Genomic DNA, 22,363 nt, shown 5'->3' with positions numbered 1-22,363 from the left:
GTTTATCATGCTGCAACTGCCTGAACCGCGGGTGAACCACAGGCGAACAACTGGATAGAAGTCCGCCGGGCCGTGCCCGCGCCGTTATGAGACGATGCCGTCCTCTGCGCGGGCGCGCGCGCGGAGGTTGTCGATCGGATGCATCAGGCCCGATTCCTCGTAGAACCAGCGCGCCCACCCGTTGCACGACGGCGCCTTACCGAACGCCGCCCCCAGTTGATGAATACTGCCGCATCCGCCATCCGGCGCGCGCAGCCTGCCGTCCGCCAGCACAGTCGCGGCCCGGTGTGGATCTCCGTCAAAGAACAGCACCTGCCCCGGTCGAAGTAGCCCCCGTTCCAGCAGCGATGCGAACTTCACACGCGGCAGCTTGCGCGGCCCGAACGCGCGGCCCAGCACCTCGTCATCGGCGTCTGGCACGGGAATCGCGTCGATTCGCGCGCGCGCCGCCTCGATGTAGGCCGCGTCCCGTTCGATGCCGATATAGTGCCGCCCCAACCTGCGCGCGACCGCCCCGGTCGTGCCGGTGCCGAAGAACGGGTCGAGCACCACGTCGCCGGGGTTGCTCGTCGCGAGGATGACACGGTACAGCAATGCCTCGGGTTTCTGGGTGTTGTGGATTTTCTGGCCCCCTCCATCGGTCAGCCGTTCTCCGCCCGTGCAAATCGGGATTTCCCAGTCCGAGCGCATTTGTAGGCCGTCGTTGACCGACTTCATCGCGTGATAGTTGAAGGTGTACTTCTTCTGATCTCTCGACTTCTTGACCCACAGCAGCGTTTCATGCGCATTGGTGAAACGCACCCCGCGGAAGTGCGGCATGGGGTTGGACTTCAGCCACACCAGATCGTTCAGGAACCAGTAGCCGAGGTCTTGCAGGATCGACCCGACACGGTAGATATTGTGGTAGCTGCCGATCACCCACAGCGTGCCGGTGTCCTTCAGTACGCGCCGGCAGGCCGACAGCCACTCGCGCGTGAACCGGTCGTACGCGGCAAAGTCGTCGAACTGATCCCACGCATCGTCCACGGCATCGACCAGCGTATGGTTTGGCCGGACCAGCGACTGATGGAGCTGCAGGTTGTACGGCGGATCGGCGAAGATCACGTCGACCGACCGCTCGGGCAAGCGGTTCAGCACGTCGCGGCAGTCGCCGTGGAGGATCGTGTCGAGGGGGAAGTCGGTCATTCCGCTAGTATAACCGCGCTTTTCCGCATCTCCACAAGGCGCACGTCCGCAGTTGCGCATTTCAGAACATCTGGTCTATACTCATACGACCGAGCAAGGAGGCATGCCGCATGTGCCGGAACATCCGCACACTGTACAACTTCGAGCCGCCGGCAACCGACGACGAAATCCGCGCTGCCGCGCTGCAGTTCGTCCGCAAGCTGAGCGGATTCAACAAACCGTCGAAGGCCAACGAGGCGGCCTTCAACAGCGCCGTCGATCAGGTGACGGACGCCGCCCGGACGCTGCTCGCGTCCCTGACCACCACCGCCGCCCCACGCGACCGCGAACAGGTGGCCGCAGCGCTGAAGATCCGGTCGGCGCGGCGGTTCGCCCGCTGAACACGGGATCGCGCGTTGGAACCCTTCGTCTTTGAGTCACGCGCGTCCGACTCTCCGTTTGTCGACTCGATCTGGCGGACGATCAGCAGCGAGGGCGGCACGTTCATTTCGATTGCCCAGTCGTATGTGAGCCTCGTTGTCACACGCCAGCGGGGAAAGACGTGGGTTTCACTCATGGGTCCGGAGACGGTCGCTACCCATGCTGGCGTCCCCGATCACGCCGAGTTCTTCGGTATCGTGTTCAAGCTCGGTACCTACCTGCCCCACATCCCGACCCGCCAGCTCGTCGATGCGCACATCGACCTGCCCGACGCATCCGCCCGCACGGTATGGATGCACGGCGCGGCCTGCGAACTCCCGACGTTCGAGAACGCGGACACGTTCGTATCCCGCCTGATCCGCGATGGGTCGCTGAGCCGTGAACCGACAATCGCGGACGTGATCGGCGGGCGCATCCCGGACGTATCGTCAAGGACGCTTCAGCGCCGGTTCGTGCACGCGGCCGGCATCTCGCAGGGCACCATGCTGCAGATCGAACGCGCCCGCCATGCGCTGGAACTGCTCGAACGTGGCACCCCGATCCTCGACGTTGTCGCTCTGGCTGGCTACTCCGATCAGCCGCACCTCACCCGCGCCGTGCGTCTCTATACAGGCCAAACGCCGGCGCAAATCCTGCGCGCTCCGGCCATCCGCTCCAGCTGATCCGTAGACCACAACGCGTGTCGCTTTTGTTCAAGACGACGCACCGTCCCCCGCTGTATCATCCAGACATCGCATCAGGAAAGCACCGACGGAGAGCATCATGCGAAAGTTGATCGTAACCGAGTTCATGTCGCTGGACGGCGTCATCGAGAACCCGATGTGGACGTTCAAGTACTGGAACGACGAGATCGCCGCGTTCAAAGGGGAAGAGACGTCATCCGAGCAACCCATTCTGCTCGGGCGCGTAACCTATGAGGGATTCGCGGCGTCGTGGCCAAGCCGGACGGACGAAGAGTCCGGTGGCGTGTACTTCAACGGAACGCGCAAGTACGTGGTATCCACCACACTCGATACGGCGGACTGGAACAATTCGATCATCATCCGTGACAACGTCGTCGAGGAGATCGCGAAGCTCAAGCAGCAGGATGGCCCCGATATCGTCGTCCACGGCAGCGCCAAGCTCGTGAAGACACTGATGAAGCACGACCTCGTAGACGTCTTCCGTCTGCTGATCTACCCGGTCGTGCTCGGCACGGGCCAGCGTCTCTTCGAAGCGGGCATGGAGGCGACGCTCAAGCTGGTGGAAAGCCGGTCGTTCAGCTCAGGCGTGGCGGCGCTGATCTACGAACCCGACCGCGGCTAGGTCGTACACCTGAGGTCCGCGGAGGCTTCGCCTCTACACTTCCACCAAAGGGCTTTCGCCCTCTGGACTCCCGGATCTGCGGATTTGAGCCGCGCGCGGCTCAAATCCGCGAGTAAGGAGGTGCAGGAGTGCAAACTCCTGCCGGGGCTCGGGGCAGCGCCCCGATACAGATCGACGCTACGGCGCCCACGGCTGGCGTTCGCTGGCGACTGGCCGGCCCGTCTCGACCGATTTCCACGTCAGAATATCGAGGTAGCGGTCCTGACACGCCTCGGCAAGCGGGTAGAAGCACGGCCCGCCCTCGGCGTATTCCGCCATCCGCGTCAGCACCTCCGCGTCCGACGTCTCCTCATCGTTCAGCTCAGCCGTCCCGAACGGATTGGTGTACAGCCACGATTCGCCCGCCTGAACACCTTTGACGTAGTGACCCTCGATGTTGCCCGGCCCGCCCGCGACATGCCGGACAAACGGGATCGTCAGCGGCGTGCGGTGGTCGAGCAGTACGGTCGCCCGGTCGTCGATCAACTCGCCGCGTTCGCCGCGCACTGTCACGCGGTGACCGCGGATCGGCGACCAGTATTGTTCGCCTACGAAATCGAGCATGCCCAACTTCTCGCCGAAATCGAACGTCGCGATCACCTGATCCGAGGTCGTAATCTGTTCTTTGTCGAGATAGCCGTCTCGGTCACGGCTCTTGACGATCGGCGCGGTGAACGACTGCGCGCGGATCACGGCGTCCTCGTACGTGATTCCGAGCAGTCGCCGGATCAGGCTGATGCCGTGATAGCCGTGCGCGACCGATACATTGGCGAAGGTGGGACGGCCTAGCCGCCCAGACTCCACAAATGCGATCCGTGCCGCGTGCATCGGCTGGAGGTGGTACTGCTCGAACACGGCGATCTTCGCGCCGTACTCGACCAGTCGCCACAGATCGATCATCTCCTCGACGGTCGTCGCCGGCGGCGTCTCGCTGAGCGCGGGCATATTCTTGTTCGCTAAAGTGGTCAGCAGGCCCGGGTTTACGCCCCACGGCACGCTTGTGATGACGAACTGCGGGCGCGTGTCGATGAGGTCGTCCAGCGACTTGAACAGCGGCACATCATAAGGAGGCAGCCACTTCGCCGCCCTTTTTCGGTCGCGGGTGACAATCCCCGTAACCTCGAACCGATCCGGGCAGGCGCGCGCCACTTTGAGGAAGAAGCGCGTACGCCATCCCGCGCCGACAACACCAAACCGGATCATGGACATGCTCCTCGTCTGCTCTGCGGCACACGACGATTAGACCACATGCCGTCACCGCATGCCGCAGCTTTGCACATCTGCCGATATAATAGTTGCTATTACGAACACCTTTTGGGGCGCTAAGAGATGGCGAATTCGACCGAATTCACGCGGACTTATACCTATCACGATCCCACCGAGGCCGCCGCTGTCGGCCGCACTATGGCGGGCCTCGACTACATGCGCGCGCTGATCGCCGGCGAGTATCCCACGCCGCCGATCGCCGATACGCTCGGCTACCGGCTGGTCGAAGTCGATCACGGGAGCGCTGCGTTCGAGGGGCAGCCGGACGTGTGGCTGATGAATCCGATCGGCGTGGTGCATGGCGGCTATGCAATGACGCTGCTCGACAGCGCGCTCGGATGCGCAATCCACACCACGCTGCCGGCAGGGGTGGGCTATACCACGGTACAGGTCAACGTCAATCTCGTCCGGCCGATTCTGCCCGGCACCGGCGTCGTGCGCGCCGAGGCGCGCGTGATCCACGCCGGTCGGCAAATCGCCACAGCCGAAGGGATGCTCAAGGACTCTAGCGGCAAGTTGCTTGCGCACGCCACGACGACGTGCGCGATCTTCCCGCTGCGCGAAATCGGCTGACCGCCGCGTGCTACAATCACGATACGCGATGCCGCAGGAGAACCCGTTATGCCGCACGTCACGCTGACCGAACGCGCGCCCGTCCTCGAAGTCACGCTGAACCGCGCGGAGAAGCGAAACGCGATCAATCATGCGCTGCTGACCGACCTCGACACGATATTGGATGCCGCCGAGCGGCTGGCGACCGACGCGCCGACCGTCTGGCGCGCGGTGATCTTGCGCGCCGATGGCCCCGCCTTCAGCGCCGGCCTCGACCTCGGCGGCTTCGAGCAGTCCGCCGCGGCCTTCGGCGAACAATGGCGCGACAACCTGTTCGTGCTCACGGCGTTCTACCAGCGCATCCTCGGCAAGATCGAGGCGCTGTCACTGCCGGTCATCGCCCTGCTGCACGGTCCGGTCATCGGCTTCGGCATGGAGCTGGCACTCGCGGCAGATTTCCGTATCGCGGCGGTGGGGGCACGCTTACAGCTGCCCGAAGCGCGCATCGGTCTGGTGCCGGATGTCGGCGGCACGACCCGCCTGACACGGCTTCTGGGCCCGGCCCGCGCCAAAGAGTACATCCTCACCGGCAAGCCGTTCGATTTGGCCGATGCCGAACGCTGGGGACTGGTCAACACGGTCGTCCAGCCCGAGGAACTCGCCCAGCGCGGCGAAATGCTCGCCGGCGAACTGGCGGTGGCGGCCCCGCTGGCCGTGCGCTATGGCAAGAAGGTGATCGACGGCTTGGCCGACTCGCAGCGCGGGCAGCTGCTCGAAGCGTGGGCGCAGGCCGCGCTGATCCGCACCGAAGACTTCATGCGCGGCGCGCAGGCAGCGTTCACCCGCACCGACCCGGAGTGGACCGGTCGCTAGCGCAGCATGTCCGATGCGCCGCTTCGGCGTAAATCGGGTTACACTATTTGCATTGGCGATCTAGATACCCCTGACCATGCCCGACGTACGAATTCATGTCCTGGTGATTATTCCGCGCCTGTCCGACGCCGTCGGCATCAAGGCTGCGCTCGACTCTGTCGGCCGTTTCGACGTGCGACCATTCACGTCGCCAATCAATGGCTTGAACCACGCCCGCACGGCCCCGCCCGATCTGGCGATTCTCGACGTGCATCTTCGCCAGCCCAACGTGCTTGAGGTTACAACGGCGCTTCGCAAGCTCAATCCGAAGGTCAAGCTGCTGCTGACCAACGCGCCGGTCGAGGCGATTAGTAAGCTGCACGCCGACGGCACGATCGCGCTACCCGCCCGTGCCCGCAACTTGATCCCGCAGATCGACGAGCTGTTCCCGCCCCCGCCGCCGCGTGTCGAGACTCCGCCGCCTGCTCCCATGGCGGCGCCAGAACCCAAGGCGTTGAACGCGCCGCCGCCGCCCGATCCGTTGGAACGGATCGCACGCGAAGAGCCGCCCGTCCCTTCACTGGAAGAAGGCGGTACGCTGCGCGAAGCCATTGCGGCGCTGCTGCCAAGCAAGGCGCTCGACAGCAGCGCGTATGTGCTGGAGGTTCCATCCGGCGCGTTCGAGACCGATCAGAACGCGGCGATGGAAGTCCCGCCTGCCGAGCCTGTGCCACCTGCTGCAAGCACCGACGCCCTCGCGGCAACGTTGATGGAAAGCGGCCCGATGTTCGACGAGGTACGCGATACGCCGTTCGACGACGCCGACTCCGACCTCGACGCGATGCCGACCACAGCACGGAGCGCGCGTGTTGAACCTCCTGTGACTGCCGCGCCGACTACTCCGGTTGAGCCGGAGGCACCCGCCGAATCCGAGCCGCTTGAGGAGCTGCCGCCCGCGCTGCGCATTCCCGGTCAGCGCCGGCCGGTGCGTAAAGCCGCAGCCCCGACGTATACCGGCGATATCCCGGCGCCGCTGTCCCCCGTCCCGCGTCAGGTCGAGCCTGAGCCGCCTTCGCGGATCCCCGGACGCCGCCACGGCAAGGCAATTCGCATTCCGCCGACAGCCATGATGCCGCCGGACGGATCGCAGCTCAAACGCGCTCTGACCGAGACCTACAAGCGGATCGGTGTGACGGCCGCCGCGCTGATCTTGTCCGATCCCGACCACATCATCGCGCACAGCGGCGAAATGCCGACGCAGGAAATCGAAGAGCTGAACGACGTCATCAGCGGTGACTGGGATGTCGGCGGGCAGCAGTCGCGCATTCGCTACGTGACCCTGCCCACCAGCAAGCAGGAATACATGCTGCACACGCGGCGGACCGGCACCGGCCACATTCTCTCGCTGGCGTTCGCCGGCGATTTGCCCGTCCGCGAGCTGCGCAAGCAGAGCGACCAGATCGCCGACGCGTTGGCCCAGCTTTCGTCCGAAGATGAATTCGGTGTCGAGGAACCGGAAGCCGAAGAAGAGCTCCCCGAAACACCGGCGGCCCCGCGCTTGCAGCAGCCGATCACCGCAATCTGGATGCTTGAGGACCCGTCCGACCCGATCACGGCCGAGGTGGCGCAGGCCATCGTCCTCGAGCTGGATACGCAGTTCCGCGACATCGGCTGGCGTGTCCACACGCTCAATGTCCACCCCGACTTCATCTACATCTTCTGCGAAGTCGACGCCGGTTACCTCGCCAACGAAATCGTGGCCGACCTCATGCACTATGCGGCCGACGCGGCATGTCAGCGCCGGGCAGATTGGGACCCCGAGACGGTGTGGGCAGATGCCTACATGGCGCTCATGCCCGGCCGTGAAATGGGCAGCGACGAGGTCCAGAGCTTTATCCAGTTCACCCGCACCCGGCTGAGTCGAAAGGCGTCCTAACCTGATGACGAATGATATCAAATCGCTGTCGACCGATCGTTTCTCGCGCTTTGCCGAACGCTATGTGCAGGCCTCGCAGATGGGCGCCACCGCCGAGCCTGCCAAGCTCGTGGCGATGGCCGCACCCCAACCGACCGATCGGCTGCTCGATATCGCCACCGGCGGCGGCCACACTGCCCTGACCTTTGCCCCGCATGTCGGTCATGTCGTCGCCTCCGATCTGGCGCTCGGCATGCTGAATGCGGCCCGCTCGTATGCGCAGCAAAAAAGCGCGGATATCGAATTCACCGCCGCCGACGCCGAAGCGCTGCCGTTCAAAGACGCCTCGTTCGACATCGTCTCGTGCCGCATCGCGCAACACCACTTTCCGGACGTGTTCAGGTTCATGCAGGAGTGTGCGCGTGTCCTGCGGCCGGGCGGGCGGCTCGTCATGCAGGATCAAGTCACGCCCGAGCCGGACGCCGCCGCGCGTTACCTCGACAGCTTCGAGCGCCTGCGCGATCCGTCGCACCACCGCATCTACTCGGAATTGGAATGGCGCGGGCTGTACCTCGACGTCGGCCTGACCGTCGATCACGTCGAACTGGCCCGCCATCGCACGTCGCTCGTCACGTGGGCCGAACGGCAGGACTGCTCGCCCGAGGTCATTGAACACCTGCACGTGATGATGGCGCAAGCGCCCGACGCCGTGCGCGAATGGGTCCATCCTGAAGCCGCCGGCACGCCCGATGCGAAATTCGATCACGTCTACATTCTGATCTGTGGGAGCAAACCGGCATGAGCACGTTGTGGACGAACCTCGCGCATCCGCTCCCCGGGTACTCGCCCTCTGTGGCCATGGCGCTTTGGCAGCTCGAAGACAGCCGGCACCGCACGCTGCGTTGGCTCGCTACGGTCGATTCGGCGTTGGTCGACTGGGAACCGGACAACGGCGATACCGTCAACACGCTTGGCACGCTGCTCTACCACATCGGAGCGATCGAGATCGACTGGGTGTTCTATGACATCCTGCAGACCGATTTCCCGGCCGACGTCGAGCGCTTGTTCGATGTCGACGTGCGCGACGGATCGGGCCGGCTTAGCGTCGTGCGCAAGCAGCCGGTCGACCAGCACCTGCACCGCTTGCAGGTCGCTCGGCACGCGGTCCTCGACGCCCTGCGGCCGATGACCGAGTCGGACTTCGTGCGGCCGCGCACGATGGAACGCTACTTGGTCAGCCCGGCTTGGGCCTTGCATCATCTGGCCCAGCACGAGGCCGAGCACCGTGGCGAGATGATGGCCCTGATCGCGCGCGCGCCAAAACCGTCGGCGGATTAGTCGCCCGACTCGTCGTCCGCTTCCGGCACGGGCCGTGCGTGCGCCGCCAGAAACTCCCAGATCAACACGGACGTCTCGAATCCCGCCGCGGGAGCCCACACGTGCCCGCCGCCGACCACAACATACGCGTCGACGGTGGCGCCGTCCGTACAGTCCGGGTAGCGCACCCGGTTGATCTCGACGCGCGCCGTGTTGGACGTGAAGACCAGCTCACGCTCCGGGTTGGCGCAGCCATTGCGCCGCCCGAAGAACTGTGCCGTCTCGGGGATGCTCAGGGCGTGGCTGATGCGCAAGTCGCCCACGTACAAGTCTTTGCCGTCGAACGGCGTAATCGTGTCTTCGGTCCCGTGCAGCATGAAAATCGACACGACATCCTCGCTGCAAATCGCCGTGACTTCGTCGCTGATCGACGCGGCGACCATCGCAGCGCCAGCCAACTGCAGGTCACACGCGAGCCGGTAGGCCATACGCGCGCCGTTGGAGAAGCCGACCGCGTAGATCCGCGACCGGTCGACCGTGTAGACCTCGGCGATCGACTCGATCAAGGCGGCGAGGTAGCCCGGATCGTCGCGCACGTCGTCCAGCACCTCCCATTCCGGCGTGCCGGCGCCGTAATCCCAATAGCCGTTTGGGCCTTCCGGAAACACGACCAGCCACCCGGACTGCGACGCGAGCTGGGCGAAGCCGGTAATGATCGCCATCTGCTCGGGCGAAGTGCCGGCGGGATGCAGCGCGACGACCAGCGGCGCGGGATCCGACAGCACGGACGGCACGAACAGCGGGGCACGGCGGGTCATACCGTCATGCACCAGCGACACTTCGAGCCATCCGGTCGACGTGGGCGGGCCTTGCATCAGGACGAACAGCAGCGACAAGATAAGCGCGAACATCGACAGCCCTCACGGGTACACTAAGTGCCGTCATTGTACCGCGCTGGAGCCATCAGCGGCGGCGCTTGCGCCTGCGGTGCAGGATCACCGGAATCATGCCGACGCCAAAGATTGGTGTGCCCGCGCAGATCGACCAGATGATGATCCAAAGCTGTTCGATGCTGCTCGTGCCGGGCAGCTCAGCCGCGAAACCCAGGCAGTCCAGCAGCAGCTCGGTGTCGCCGCCGAAGAACTCGTACGACTCGAAACAGAACTCGAGGTTCTCCTGCGCCTCCTGCCGTTCGCGGATGCGGTGCTCGGCGTCGGTCTCCTCGTCGTCGTCATCGTCATCGCCCCCGGACGGGCGCGGCGTGTTGGTAGGCGCCACCGTCGGCGCGCCGCCGTTGCGTGCGATGCACTCCGCCATCGAGAACGACTTCTGCCCGTAATCGGGTGCGGTATTGCCGTTGCTGCCATAGATCGTAAAGATGTCCTCACTATGGCGCACAGCGGTCATGAAGTCCCCCAGATCAAGGGTTGCACCGACCGACAGGCTGAGCAGGTCAGCAATCTCGACCTGCTTCAGCAGCAGGCTTTCCGGCGTACCGCGGTAGATATGGAGCGTGTCGTACGCACAGTACAGCGTGTAGTACTCGCCGGCGTCGGGGTTGAGCCGGCCGTCGCTTCCGTACGGCGGGCCGGCGTCCGGCTCGGGGTCAGGCTCGTCGATCTCGTACGGCGTGGGCGAGGCCGTCGGGGTCGGCGTCTGGGTCGGGATACACTCCGGATCGTCCTCGCACGGTATCCCTTGGGCAAATGGGGTGAAAACGATCGCACCGATCAACAGGATCAGTACGCCAGCGATGGAAATCATTCGCATGATGCACTCCCTCCGCTACTATCTGGCGATCTACCAGTAAGCGATGTGTGTCTTCCTTTCGATACAGCCTGCGGCGCGCGCCGGTTTCTAGCCAGCGCGCTTGCGCCGGCGGTGCCGCCACCGCAGCAGACCCGGCACGAATACGAGACCGAAAATGACCGGGCCATCACCCCAGCAAATGTACGCGAAGATCGTCGCCCACGAGATGCCGGCAGGCCCGTTGCCCGGGCTGGTGAACGAACTTACGCCACTCATGTCCGCCGCCGTCTCGACGCACTGCAGGAAATTGGCGATTCCCGCGTCGAAATAGCGCAGCGTGTACAGGCAGTAGCTGAAGCCGCGCTGTTCTCCCTCCTGAAACAACGGGGTCGGGCGGGCTTCAGGCGTCCGCGCGACGGTCGGCGCTGGCACCGGCATACCGGCATTGGTCAGCGTACATGCTGTGAAGGTGAACGTCTTTGTGCCTGGTTCGGGCGCGCGGTTGCCGTTGCTGCCCGACACAGTGAAGTACTCGCGATCGACGCGCGTCAGCGTGACGCCCGGGCCGATCTCGAACGACGCGCCTTCAGCCATCGGCACGAACATGCGGAACGGCGTGCTGCCCAGCAGTTCGCGCTCCGGCGCCGTGCGATACACCTCGACGGCGTCCTTCTGACAATGGATGGCATAGTATTCGTCCGGTTCCGGATTTACGTGGCCCGGCTCTTGTGCGGCGGCTGTCAGGCAAGTAACGAAGATCACGAACAACAGCGCGCCAACGTTGACCAGTCTCGGCATGGGCTTCCCTCGGCACTATGCGGACGGCAGCGTGGATGGGGTGTTGTATCGATTCGATTGTAGGACGGTTTTCGAATCGGCGCTGAGACGCAGCCGCTATCGGCGCTGCGTGAACGGATCGGTACAACCGCGGCATGCCCGAATCCGTATCGACTCTCATCGATCGTGTGTTATAGTATGCGGCGCAGTATATGAGGGGGCGGTGAGAGACCGCCGCCGTTACGGGGAGGGATCACTTGGAGACGCAACCGACTTTGACCGCAAGATTGAACGGCCTTGTCCAGCTCACGCGCTGGCAGGAACACGTGCCGTTCGTCGTGCCTTTGACCATCATGGGCGCGCTGCTTGCGCTCCAGTCCCTGTCCGACGGCGCGGGTGTGGACCTGCGTCTGGTCGCCGTGACTGCGGCTAACCTGCTCGTCGTGGCCTATGCCTTCATGATCAACGACATCGAAGACGCGCCCGACGACGCGCTCGATCCCAAGCGCGCCGCGCGCAACCCGATCACCAGCGGCACCATCAGCGTCCGCATGGGCTACAACGCGTGCCGTCTGGTCGCCATCATCACGCTCGTGCTATACGCCATGGGCGGTGGGCTGGTCTTTATCATCGGCGGAATCACGCTGCTGTTGTCGCACCTGTACTCGTGGAAGCCCGTGCGGCTCAAGGCGTATCCGGTTACCGATATCGTGTCGCACTCGCTCATGCTCAGCGGCCTGCTGCTGCTGGCGGGCTACTTCACCTATCACACCGAGCCGGGCATCGCGTGGTTCGTTGCCGCTGGCGTCACGCTGTGGTCGGTATACGGCCAGCTCTACAATCAACTGCGCGACTATGACATGGATGTCGCCGCCGGCCTCAGGAACACGACCATCATCCTCGGCCCGCGCAACACGCAGGTTGTGGTGTGGATGACCATCGCGCTCGCGGTGGTGTGTCTGATGGTCGCCATCGCGCTCGGCGCGTTTCCGATCTGGCTTGCCGCCGCCGCAGGTGTCGGCATCGCCATCAGCGCAATCTTCCGGCCCAAGGCCGACCTGCGCGGTTACACCGAAATGGCCAAGTCGGCGTCGGTGCAGATCCGTGGCCTGATCGTCTTCAACATTATCATGATCGCGTGGCTGGTGGCCGTGCTGCTCACGCAGCTCACCCGCTAACGCCACGTCGAACCCCACAATACGCGAAGGCCCGGATCAGTCCGGGCCTTCGTCGTCTATCTGCGCGGTGCGCGAAGACGGCTACTTGCCCGGCAGCCCCAACCCGCCCATGGGCGTGAACTCCGACCGGTCACCCATGCCGGCGATCAGTGGCCGCGCCTTGGCGATCGTCTGCTGCACGGACTCGAGATTGAGCGACGCGCGGTGCGACTCGGGCGAGTCCCACACCTCGTAGACCCAAATGGCGTCGGGGTTCTCAGTGTCCTCGCTGACGATGTAGACGTGACAGCCGGGCATGCTGGACGCGTTTTCGAGCAGGTAGCCGAGCAGGGCCGCGCGCATCCCCGGCGCCGCGATGATCTTTCCGTGCAGTCCGTACATTGGGCTCTCCGTGATGGTCAGGTGGTCGCGCACAGTCTATCACGAAAACAACCGGCCCCGATCGGAGGACCGGGGCCGGTGAAACGGGGTCAGAAGCTCCTACCTATGCGCTGGGTGTATCGTACTCCGGTTCAACCCACGAATCTGGGATCTCGATACGCGCATCAACTTCTGCGTGCTCAGCAAGCAAATAGAGTAGATTGCTCCCATCAAGTAACTCAAGGGGCTTGTTTTGAGCAAACTCGTAGGCAGCCTTACCGTAGCCGCTTGTCGTGACAAGAATGCCTTTGGAGGCCCCCTCATTTTGCAGCGTGCCGTAGAGGTCGCGGACAGCGCTCACACCGACTGTATTCTTGTAACGCTTCGCCTGAATGATGACCTTACCACCAAAGATGGGTCGGGGATCCCACGCCACGCAGTCCACGCCCCCGTCACGTGACGCCTGAGTCGTCCGTGCCTCAAGTCCCATCTTGTGGAAAAGATTCGTGATCAACGACTCGAATTCTGTCGGCGACAACTCCATCAGATTAGGCCGCATGTCAAGCGACGACATAATATCTACTTCCTCAACGAATCTCGGATCCACCATATTGAATTCGAGAACGGGACGCACAGGTGCAAGCTCGCTCGGATTCTGCGACACGCCGGCGTTCAAGTTCTTGAGGCACAGCTGCGGATCGACCCGACTTAGGTCAAGAGCCCCGAAGACATCCTTCGTTGTGCGTAGAGTAATGAGGCATGGGCGAATATCTCGGCCCGTCGCTTTGTCTACGACATCCACGTGCCCGTTGAAGACAACAGTATCGACAAAGCGACCGCGGTCGGCCTCAAACACCTCGTGAATCGTTCTCAGTGTGACTTGTGCGATTAGCGAGGCATACAGCGCCTTGCGCTGACTCGCAGGCCGTGATGTCGAAGTGATTTCATCCCGAGTCTTGACGTACTTGAAGCTAGCTTCCTCTGGAACAATGTCAAGAGTTGGAAGGTCGTACTCGATGACCAGTTGTCTTGATTCGGCAATATATGCCAGTTTCGCGTGCTGTGGGAAGTCGTCAGGATAGACGCTCGACTCAAGTACAAGGCGAAAGTAGTCAAGAATTGCCTCGACACTCGCTCGCTCGAGTCGTCCCTTGAACTCCTCAATCTCACTGTGCTGCTCTTTGATCTCAGCATCGATCTTGGCAACGGCTTCGGCGTGTGCAGCCTTAATTTCAGCGATTCGCTTTAGTCTGAACGCCTCCCGCTCTCGAGCTTTCGCCACATCAGCTTCATATCGCTTCTTGGCAGCTTCGAATTCGTTCGCATATTTCGATCTTACGTGAGGAAGGTACGCGGAAATCCCCGTTGGAGCGGGAGGCTCATAGGCGTTGAATTCGGGCTCCACAACCGGGCTCGTATATTGGCTCAGTATTTCGAGGGGTGGATACTCGGGTTTCTCCTTCAAATCATCGAGATCAATATAGTCATCAATCTCGAGCGTTGTACTGAGAACATTTTCAAGTGTGGCGATTCTGTCCTCAAGTTCGGCGTTCTTTAGATCAACATCTGCTTCGCGCGAGGCAGTGTACTGACGTTGACGTTCTTTTTCCTGTTCCTTTTGGTTCTTTGCGACTTGCGCCGTGAGCTTCGCTCTTTCCCTCGCTGCCTTCTCTTGAGCCCTCTGTAGTGCCTTGGCCTGTTGTTCGCGCTCTCGTATCGCGCGCCGTTGCTGCCGTTCCATCTCGCGTGCTGTACGAGTGATAACCGTCATGAAGCTGGTTTTGCGTGCCATTGCATGTGTCCTAAAGCGATCCTACTCCGTAACAAATTGTATGATGAACCGTCCAATCATGCAAAACCATTGTCTTAGCATTATCAAGGCAACCTACATCGACCTACAATAGACCGGCCCCGATCGCATGACTGGGGCCGGTGCACAATAGGACCTAATTCAGAGGTCTAGGCAAGCATAGCGGGTTGGGTCGTCATCCATACTTGGCGAAGGACATCGGCAGCGTAGGCCTGCGCGGCTTGCACATCGGCCGGGGTAATGTGCGGATGCGCCTCGGAAATGTCGTCCGCGCTCATGCCCGACGCCAGCTCGCGCAGCAGTTGTTCAACCGTAATCCGCGTGCCGCCAATACAAGGCTTCCCTAGCATGATGTCGGGATCGATCTTGATGCGATCGTGGCGCATGGCGTATCTCCACCTGTTCTTCGTAGAGTGTAGCACGAAAACAACCGGCCCCGATCGAGTGACCGGGGCCGGTGAAACGGGGTCGAGGAGACGTATCCCCTCACCACCGGTGCGACGATGTCGTGCCTAGTCACTGGCCGGCGAACGCCACCCGCTGTTGATCGGCGGCGCCGCGTTGTAGTCGCTCACCGCGCCGACCTCGCGCGTAAACGTGATCGCGCCGTCCAACTCGTCGATCACCACCAGATCGCCGGACACGAAATCGCCACGCAGGAGCCGGATGCTGAGCGGATTCTCGACGTAACGCTGGATTGCCCGGCGCAGCGGACGCGCCCCGAACGAAGAGTCGTAGCCCTGCCGTGCCAGCCAGTTGCGCGCCGGCTCGGTCAGGTGGATCGACAGGCCGTTCTCGGCCAAGCGACCAGTGAGCGACTTCATCTGCAAGTCGACCATGCGCTCGACGTCCTGAATCGACAGCGGCGAAAAGATGATGATCTCGTCGACGCGGTTGAGGAACTCCGGCCGGAACGTCTCGCGCAGCGCGCGCTCGATCTTCTGATGATCGACAATCGCCTGCTCGTCGTTGGTCTGGACGAAGCCCAGCGCCCCGCCGCGCTTGGCGAACTCGGTGCCGAGGTTGCTGGTCATGATGACGACCGTGTTGCGGAAATCCACCGTGCGGCCCTGCCCGTCGGTCAGGCGGCCATCCTCGAGGATTTGCAGCAGCGCGTTCCACACGTCCGGATGCGCCTTCTCGATCTCGTCGAACAGCACGACGCGATACGGACGACGCCGCACGGCTTCGGTCAGCTGACCGCCCTCTTCGTAGCCGACATATCCCGGCGGCGCGCCGAACAGGCGGCTGACCGTGTGCTGCTCGCGGTATTCGCTCATGTCGATGCGCACGAGCGCGTCCTCGTCATCGAACATGAACTCGGCCAGCGCCTTCGCCAGCTCGGTCTTGCCGACGCCCGACGAGCCGAGGAAGATGAACGACCCGATCGGCCGCTTGGGATCCTTCAGGCCACTGCGCGCACGGCGGATGGCGTCGGCCAGCGCCTGCACGGCCTTCTCCTGCCCGATCACGCGCTGATGCAGCACTTCTTCCATGCGCAGCAGCTTTTCGCTCTCGGTCTCGAGCATCTGCTGGACGGGAATGCCCGTCCACTGCGCGACGACCTGTGCGATGTCCTCGCTTTCGACCACCTCGTCGATGCGGTTCTGCTGCTGCCAGATCGACAGCTCGCGCTGATACTCCGACTCGAGCTGCATGCGGTGCATCTTGTACTCGGCGGCGCGTTCATAGTCGCGGGCCAGGCCGGCGGCCTCTTCCTCACCGGTCAGCCGGTCGATCTGCTGCTTCATCTCCTTGAGCTGCGGCGGCATAGCATACAGCGCGACGCGCAGCTTGGCGGCGGCCTCGTCCAGCAGGTCGATGGCCTTGTCGGGCAGCTTGCGACCGGTGACATAGCGGTCGCTAAGGCGCACGGCGGCCTCGATCGCGTCCGGGCTGATCGACACCTTGTGGTGCGCCTCGTAGCGGTCGCGCAGGCCGTACAGCATGTCGATGGTGTCTTCGATGTTCGGCTCTTCGACGTACACCGGGGCGAAGCGGCGGTCGAGCGCGCCGTCCTTCTCGATGTACTGGCGGTATTCGTCCAGCGTGGTCGCGCCGACGCACTGCAGTTCGCCGCGGGCCAGCGCCGGCTTCATCATGTTGCCGGCGTCGATGGCGCCGTTGGCCGCGCCCGCCCCAACCACCTGATGCAGCTCGTCAATGAACAGGATGATCTCGCCGGCGGCGCGCTGGACTTCTTCCATGGCGGCCTTGAGGCGTTCCTCGAATTCGCCGCGGAAGCGGCTGCCGGCCAACATGCCGGCCAGGTCGAGCGCGACGACCCGCTTGCCCATCAGCGATTCGGGGATGTCGCCGGTGACGATGCGCTGCGCCAGCCCTTCGACGATGGCCGTCTTGCCGACGCCCGGCTCGCCGATCAGCACCGGGTTGTTCTTGGTGCGGCGCGACAGCACCTGAATCACGCGCATGATCTCGGCGTCACGCCCGATCACCGGATCGAGCTTGCCCTCGGCGGCCATCTTGGTCAGGTCGCGGCTGTACTTCTGCAGCGTCTGATAGCGCGACTCGGCCTGCGGATCGGTCACGCGCTGACCGCCGCGTAGATCCTTGATCGCGTCGTAGGCGCGGTCACGCGTAATTCCGCCATCGGCCAGAATGCGGCTGGACGGCGTGTTGCGCTCGCTCAGGATGGCGATGAACAGATGCTCGGTGGAGATGTATTCGTCCTTGAGGCGGCTGGCTTCCTCGTTGGCGAGGTCGACCACGCCCTTGACACGCGGCGTGATGAACACCTGCCCCGTCCCGCCGCCGTAGATGTTGGCCTTAGGCGCGCGGCGCAGATGCTCGTCCAAACGCGTCCGGATGCCGCCCGGGTCGGCGCCCAACCGCTCGATCAACTGCGGCACCACGCCGTCGGGCTGTTCCAGCAGCGCCAGCAGCAGATGCTCGTTGTCGAGCTGGTTGTGCCCGTAACGCTGCAGAATCTCGTAGGCGCGCGTCGCGGCGTCCTGAGCGCGTTCGGTAAACCGATCGAAACGTATCATGAGTTGAGTCCTCGGAATTTCGGGAACGGGCGCGAGCGACACGGCACTATTGTAACGCGGACTCGCGCACGCGTTGCCTCATACTCTAGCGTACGACTGTTAGAATCGTGTACGCGATTTCTCAGAGGCGGGTAAAGGGTGGCGGTGGAGCGGGATCCAGGGCCAAGCTAGTATTGCGTTGCCAAATCTGACGATCTGAGTATGATGTATTAGTGGCAACGTGTCTCATACAGGTCTAGAGTAATGATCGACGCACTATTGTTCGGCAAGATCGCTCCAGCAATCGGGCGTGGCATACTGCATTTGTGGCTCAAGGACTATCGCGCTGACGCTGCTTCAGGCGCGGTTGATGTTGTTCAGGCAGCATTTGCTAGTGTCCGCGATCGGAGTGCAGCCAACCGAATCGTGAGTACGATCAGCGAAAGAGTCGCTGAGGATGTTCTACGATCCTTAAAGGATGCACGCGGTGAAATCGACTCAATAAGCGACGACGCAGTACTTCATGCTGTCTTTGCATCCATAAACGACACCACACTCACGGCTGAGTTGCTGGTTGATCGCGATTTGGATCCAAATCTCATTGCACAAGCACTCATTACCGGACAGAAAGAGTCTCTGGTCGGACTGAATTCATCTGAAGTGGCAGTCTATGAGCTCCTAGTTCGACGGATCTGCAATACCATAGTTGATGTCTCCAGCGAGCTTCCCGCAGTTCAACCTCGGGCAATGGGACGACTCCTAGAGAATGATCGACAGATAATTGATTCTCTCTCAGAAATGTTGGATCGCCTGGAAGAAATTCGCCAACAGAGCATAGAATCTGGAAGTGATCGAAAATCGCAACTATTCGATCAAGATTACCGACTAGCAGTCGGAAGAAAACTGGATCGGCTCGAATTGTTCGGCGTCGATCTAAAGACCAGCAGACGCCAGCAGTTAAGTATCGCATACATCTCATTGGAGCTGAATCTAGACGAACTGAATCACGCTGATCAGCAAGAGCAACAGACGGGAAGCGTTCGAGCAGATGACTTGTTGACCAGGTCGACGCGTTTCCTGATCAGAGGCCTGGCCGGATCGGGCAAGACCACTCTTCTTTCTTGGATCGCTGTGAATGCCGCAAATAGAACATTTCCCGATTCTCTCAAGGCTTGGAATGACCTAGTCCCATTCTTCATTCCCTTGCGGTCATACGCGGGGGCGACATTGCCGGTCCCAGAGAAGTTCCCCGTATACTGTGCACCTAACCTTCTTGGAGAAATGCCTGCGGGGTGGGTTCACGAGAAACTGCGGGCCGGCAAAGCGATCGTACTCATTGACGGCATAGACGAAATTGAAGAGCGCGATGAAGTCATTAGATGGATCGAAGAGCTAGTCGAGACGTTTGAGTCGGCTGTCTTCATCGTGACGTCTCGTCCCCCCGCCGTGGACCCCACTAAGTACGAGTCAATAGGATTCATAGATGCGGAACTGCTCCCAATGTCTTCAGCTGATGTGGGAAGATTCATCGACCACTGGCACAGAGCTAATCTCGATATTGGCGCTTCGTCAGATAGCAGCACTTCGAACGAAGCGCTTGCTTCACGACTCAAGCAAAGCATTCGAGAAAACAGGTCACTAAGGGGATTAGCTACCAATCCGCTTCTTTGCGCAATGTTGTGTGCATTGCACCGCGATCGCAATCAACACTTGCCTAAAGATCGTATCGAGCTTTACGAAGCATGTTCTGCAATGTTGTTGCACCGGCGAGACGAAGAACGAAGTATCAAGGTCAGCCTGAAGCCAGAACTTACGATGAGCCAGAAAGAACTCTTGGTTCAGTACTTGGCTTACTTCATGATCTCAAACAATTGGTCGGAGATCGACTTCGCCCGCGCAACTAGTTGCGTAGAACGAGTTCTACCCAGTCTGGGTATCCCTGACAGCCGACTCGCACCAAAGATCCTTGCACTGTTGGTCGAGAGAAGTGGGGTGCTTCGCGAACCTACGAAGCACTATCTTGATTTCAGCCACCGAACGTTTCAGGAATTCTACGCCGCCAAACAAGCTGCACACGAAGATCACGTCGGGGTACTCGTCAAGAATGCGCTCAGCGACCAATGGCGCGAAGTGATCATATTGGCAGCAGGGCTCGGAAGTAAGAGATTTACCAATGAATTGATGCAGACACTATTGGATGAAGGCGACAATGCTACGTACCGTCGGCATCACTTCAATTTGCTGGCCGTGGCATGTCTAGAAACCGGTCGGGATATTGATGGTGTGTTACGAACGAAGATTGGAGAGCGAATCTCTCAACTCGTACCACCAAAGAACATATCGGAAGCCAAAGCACTGGCTTCAGCCGGCGAACTCGCTGTAGGTCCGCTCAGAGAGATCGTCTCGAAAAAGAAGAAGTCGTATGCTACAGAAATGGCTGCCACAATTCGTGCGTTGGCGATTATCGGATCCCCCGCAGCGCTGTCGGCTTTGGAAAGTCTCGTATCGCAACACGAGTCGCGTAGCACCGTAATCTCTGAGTTACTTCGTGCCATGGAGTACTTCGATAATGAGTCTGAGTTCTGTCGACGGATTCTCTCAAACGTTCCCATTGAAACGATTCATGTCAATTCGATTGAGAGTGCTAGCTACTTGAATCTCGCTAGGCGTATAGTCATTAGATACGCGGGTGACGTAATCAGCTATTCCATGCTGAGCTCACTTCGATTTCTGAAAGAATTAGTGCTTGAGGATGTCCACGTGATGTCACAGTTTGCTGGACTGACGGCAATCACGGGTCTTGTCAAGCTTACTATTCGATATGACTACACTGGAATCGACCTCAGCAGTCTCAATCCACACAAGACGATTTCAGACTTGTCTCTCATAGGTGACGGTCCGGTGTATCAGGCCGAAAGACTCGCGTCGCTAGAGAATCTACGTAAATTGGAGATATTGGGAAGAGCTAGCTGGAAAGAAATCCAACACATTCGCGAGCTTGATGGATTGCGGACTTTGATTATTGCGCATCTGGAATCCGACACTGAGCTATCAAGAATAGTTCCTGAAGGCCTAAAGCACTTGTCGATCCATGGGTCTCAAATAGAAGTCAACTCAGTTAATGTACATGAAAGTCTCGAAGTACTTTCACTAAGGAATGTCCGAACTGGAAACACGCTACTTCAATCACTTCCGAACTTGAGGGCCCTAGAACTCGTAAATACGGACATTCCGAATATGGAAGAAGTGAAGAATCTGAAGCAGCTGGGAATCCTCAGTGTCTGGGAGGCACCATACCTGAAGTCCATTGAGGGTCTTGAAACGCTCCCCAAACTGACCGTTAGCCAGTTTCATAACTGCCCGATACTGCTTGATGTCTGCAAGTTGGCGGAATCGGTATCACTAAAGACCCTGAGCCTGTGGCGGACGCCTGCAAGTGAGAATATGGATTGTTTCAAGTCCACGCAGATTGACTTTAGTCGTGTAATGTACTTACATAGAGTCCGTTTCATGGGTTACGATCATTTCTTCTACTAGCAATGACTTCCCTTACTGCCCTGACCCCCGCCTCGGGGAACGGATCGACCTTGCCGCGCGCCGCCTCAGTCACCAGATCGAGCAGGCCGCGCGCGCAGTCCGGCGGGGGCAGCAGCATCAGCGCGTTGAGCCGTTCGCCCAGCGCCGGATACGCCATCTCGAAACGCCGGAACGGATCGAGCGAATCGAGCCGCGCCGCATCGCCGGCGTGCAGGTGGCGCAGAAGCCGCAGCAGGTGGTGCATCAGGTGATGCTTGAGGAAGACGTGCGCGCTCAGGTGCTCGCCGCGCGCCCACCGGCCGTAGCCGACATAGATCAACGACAGCACCATCAGCAGGTCGCGCTGCGGGTCATAGTCCGGCGTGGCTGTCGTTGCGGCGGTTTTAGCGGCGATGCGCGTCATCGCCTCGGCGATCCCGCCCCGGTCGATCAGCACGCGGTAGTCGTTGGCGACCATCACGTCCAGCTCGGCCCGGTCGAAGATCGCGAACTCCGCCAGATGCGGGATGTCGTACAGCACCTTCAGGCCGTGCTCGGTCTCGCGGATGCTGAAGGCGATCCGCTCGTGCATCGGCATCCAGCGCAGATCGGTCCGGAACGACTCCTGCGCGCCGTCTTCCACGACGACCAGAAAGTCGTGATCGGACCACGCATCGGGCGTCCGGCCCTGCTCGGCCATCGAGCCGGCGGCGATCAGGCCGATCACGCGCGGGTCGGCGGCCAGCGAGGCAGTCAGGGCGGCAGTGTAGGCGCGGAAGTCGGTCAGGTTCATGCGTAGATTCCCCATAGAGTAGCGATGAGTAACGAGTGATGCGTGGTGAGAATCTCAAAGCACACCTCGCCCCCGGCGCCAAGACTCACCTCACCCCCGCCCCCTCTCCCGAGGAGAGGGGAGTAAAACGCGCCGGAGTCGAACGCCCCTCTCTTCGGGAGAGGGGCAGCGGAGCGCAGCGACGCGGGGTGAGGTCGGCACCAGAGAGGGCAGGAACGACACGCGGCATCTCAACAAACCCTCGCCCCCGGCCCCTCTCTTCGGGAGAGGGGCAGCGGAGCGCAGCGACGCGGGGTGAGGTCGGCACCAGAGAGGTTTGGGGCTGTGGGCCAACATCTGCTC

General features: G+C 61.4%; 20 protein-coding genes. 10 read left to right on the top strand and 10 right to left on the bottom strand.

Annotation, left to right across the window (positions count from 1 at the left end; translation table 11 throughout):
* Window positions 1–84: 84 nt before the first annotated feature.
* Window positions 85–1,185: a site-specific DNA-methyltransferase gene (locus IPM16_19705; GenBank protein MBK9125330.1), complete on the bottom strand. Its 1,101-nt coding sequence runs from the start codon at window positions 1,183–1,185 to the stop codon at window positions 85–87.
* A 110-nt stretch (window positions 1,186–1,295) separates the two neighbouring features.
* On the opposite strand from IPM16_19705, the gene IPM16_19700 reads away from it, so the two are divergent.
* The 3 genes from IPM16_19700 to IPM16_19690 all read left to right on the top strand — a co-directional run bounded on the left by IPM16_19700 (window position 1,296) and on the right by IPM16_19690 (window position 2,910).
* Window positions 1,296–1,565, top strand: coding sequence for a DUF2277 domain-containing protein (locus IPM16_19700; protein ID MBK9125329.1), 270 nt, complete (start codon window positions 1,296–1,298; stop codon window positions 1,563–1,565).
* Between the two features lie 15 nt (window positions 1,566–1,580).
* On the top strand, window positions 1,581–2,267 hold the full coding sequence (locus IPM16_19695; protein MBK9125328.1) for an AraC family transcriptional regulator: 687 nt from the start codon (window positions 1,581–1,583) through the stop codon (window positions 2,265–2,267).
* 100 nt (window positions 2,268–2,367) lie between these two features.
* The gene (locus IPM16_19690) at window positions 2,368–2,910 is read left to right on the top strand and encodes a dihydrofolate reductase (protein ID MBK9125327.1); all 543 of its coding nucleotides are present in this window, start codon (window positions 2,368–2,370) and stop codon (window positions 2,908–2,910) included.
* Window positions 2,911–3,087: 177 nt separating this feature from the next.
* Here IPM16_19690 and IPM16_19685 read toward each other — a convergent pair whose 3' ends face one another.
* The gene (locus tag IPM16_19685; protein MBK9125326.1) at window positions 3,088–4,152 is read right to left on the bottom strand and encodes a Gfo/Idh/MocA family oxidoreductase; all 1,065 of its coding nucleotides are present in this window, start codon (window positions 4,150–4,152) and stop codon (window positions 3,088–3,090) included.
* Between the two features lie 126 nt (window positions 4,153–4,278).
* Between IPM16_19685 and IPM16_19680 the strand changes: the two genes are divergently transcribed.
* The 5 genes from IPM16_19680 (at window position 4,279) to IPM16_19660 (ending at window position 8,872) form a co-directional block, all read left to right on the top strand.
* Complete coding sequence (locus IPM16_19680; GenBank protein MBK9125325.1) at window positions 4,279–4,788, top strand: PaaI family thioesterase; 510 nt, start codon at window positions 4,279–4,281, stop codon at window positions 4,786–4,788.
* Between the two features lie 48 nt (window positions 4,789–4,836).
* A complete protein-coding gene (locus IPM16_19675; GenBank protein ID MBK9125324.1) occupies window positions 4,837–5,640 on the top strand; it encodes an enoyl-CoA hydratase/isomerase family protein in 804 nt (267 codons plus the stop codon).
* 76 nt (window positions 5,641–5,716) lie between these two features.
* A complete protein-coding gene (locus tag IPM16_19670; GenBank protein ID MBK9125323.1) occupies window positions 5,717–7,555 on the top strand; it encodes a hypothetical protein in 1,839 nt (612 codons plus the stop codon).
* A gap of 4 nt (window positions 7,556–7,559) precedes the next feature.
* Window positions 7,560–8,336: a methyltransferase domain-containing protein gene (locus tag IPM16_19665; GenBank protein MBK9125322.1), complete on the top strand. Its 777-nt coding sequence runs from the start codon at window positions 7,560–7,562 to the stop codon at window positions 8,334–8,336.
* Entirely contained in the window at window positions 8,333–8,872 is a 540-nt protein-coding gene (locus IPM16_19660) for a DinB family protein (GenBank protein ID MBK9125321.1), read from the top strand. The genes IPM16_19665 and IPM16_19660 overlap by 4 nt, the downstream gene beginning before the upstream one ends.
* On the opposite strand, the gene IPM16_19655 is transcribed toward IPM16_19660, so the two are convergent.
* The 3 genes from IPM16_19655 to IPM16_19645 form a co-directional block, all read right to left on the bottom strand.
* A complete protein-coding gene (locus tag IPM16_19655) occupies window positions 8,869–9,762 on the bottom strand; it encodes a hypothetical protein (protein ID MBK9125320.1) in 894 nt (297 codons plus the stop codon). The two genes, IPM16_19660 and IPM16_19655, sit on opposite strands and share 4 nt — an antisense overlap.
* A 52-nt stretch (window positions 9,763–9,814) precedes the next feature.
* A complete protein-coding gene (locus IPM16_19650) occupies window positions 9,815–10,621 on the bottom strand; it encodes a hypothetical protein (protein ID MBK9125319.1) in 807 nt (268 codons plus the stop codon).
* A gap of 87 nt (window positions 10,622–10,708) precedes the next feature.
* Window positions 10,709–11,398 (bottom strand): hypothetical protein, encoded by a 690-nt coding sequence (locus tag IPM16_19645; protein MBK9125318.1) that lies wholly within the window; start codon window positions 11,396–11,398, stop codon window positions 10,709–10,711.
* A gap of 236 nt (window positions 11,399–11,634) precedes the next feature.
* On the opposite strand from IPM16_19645, the gene IPM16_19640 reads away from it, so the two are divergent.
* Window positions 11,635–12,555: a UbiA prenyltransferase family protein gene (locus tag IPM16_19640; GenBank protein MBK9125317.1), complete on the top strand. Its 921-nt coding sequence runs from the start codon at window positions 11,635–11,637 to the stop codon at window positions 12,553–12,555.
* Between the two features lie 81 nt (window positions 12,556–12,636).
* Here IPM16_19640 and IPM16_19635 read toward each other — a convergent pair whose 3' ends face one another.
* The 4 genes from IPM16_19635 to IPM16_19620 all read right to left on the bottom strand — a co-directional run bounded on the left by IPM16_19635 (window position 12,637) and on the right by IPM16_19620 (window position 17,730).
* The gene (locus IPM16_19635) at window positions 12,637–12,936 is read right to left on the bottom strand and encodes an antibiotic biosynthesis monooxygenase (protein ID MBK9125316.1); all 300 of its coding nucleotides are present in this window, start codon (window positions 12,934–12,936) and stop codon (window positions 12,637–12,639) included.
* Between the two features lie 103 nt (window positions 12,937–13,039).
* Window positions 13,040–14,707 carry a restriction endonuclease gene (locus IPM16_19630; GenBank protein MBK9125315.1) on the bottom strand — a complete coding sequence of 556 codons (1,668 nt, stop codon included), beginning with the start codon at window positions 14,705–14,707 and terminating at the stop codon, window positions 13,040–13,042.
* Window positions 14,708–14,874: 167 nt separating this feature from the next.
* Complete coding sequence (locus IPM16_19625) at window positions 14,875–15,111, bottom strand: DUF433 domain-containing protein (protein MBK9125314.1); 237 nt, start codon at window positions 15,109–15,111, stop codon at window positions 14,875–14,877.
* Window positions 15,112–15,237: 126 nt separating this feature from the next.
* The gene (locus IPM16_19620; GenBank protein ID MBK9125313.1) at window positions 15,238–17,730 is read right to left on the bottom strand and encodes an AAA family ATPase; all 2,493 of its coding nucleotides are present in this window, start codon (window positions 17,728–17,730) and stop codon (window positions 15,238–15,240) included.
* Window positions 17,731–17,976: 246 nt separating this feature from the next.
* On the opposite strand from IPM16_19620, the gene IPM16_19615 reads away from it, so the two are divergent.
* Window positions 17,977–21,249 (top strand): NACHT domain-containing protein, encoded by a 3,273-nt coding sequence (locus IPM16_19615; GenBank protein MBK9125312.1) that lies wholly within the window; start codon window positions 17,977–17,979, stop codon window positions 21,247–21,249.
* On the opposite strand, the gene IPM16_19610 is transcribed toward IPM16_19615, so the two are convergent.
* On the bottom strand, window positions 21,221–22,021 hold the full coding sequence (locus IPM16_19610; protein ID MBK9125311.1) for a hypothetical protein: 801 nt from the start codon (window positions 22,019–22,021) through the stop codon (window positions 21,221–21,223). The genes IPM16_19615 and IPM16_19610 overlap by 29 nt on opposite strands.
* Between the last annotated feature and the right edge of the window lie 342 nt (window positions 22,022–22,363).

This window comes from Candidatus Flexicrinis affinis, assembly GCA_016716525.1.
In the GTDB taxonomy this organism is placed as follows: domain Bacteria; phylum Chloroflexota; class Anaerolineae; order Aggregatilineales; family Phototrophicaceae; genus Flexicrinis; species Flexicrinis affinis.
The sequence above is the reverse complement of the archived record's forward strand: the minus strand, read 5'-3'. Positions and strand labels throughout refer to the sequence as shown.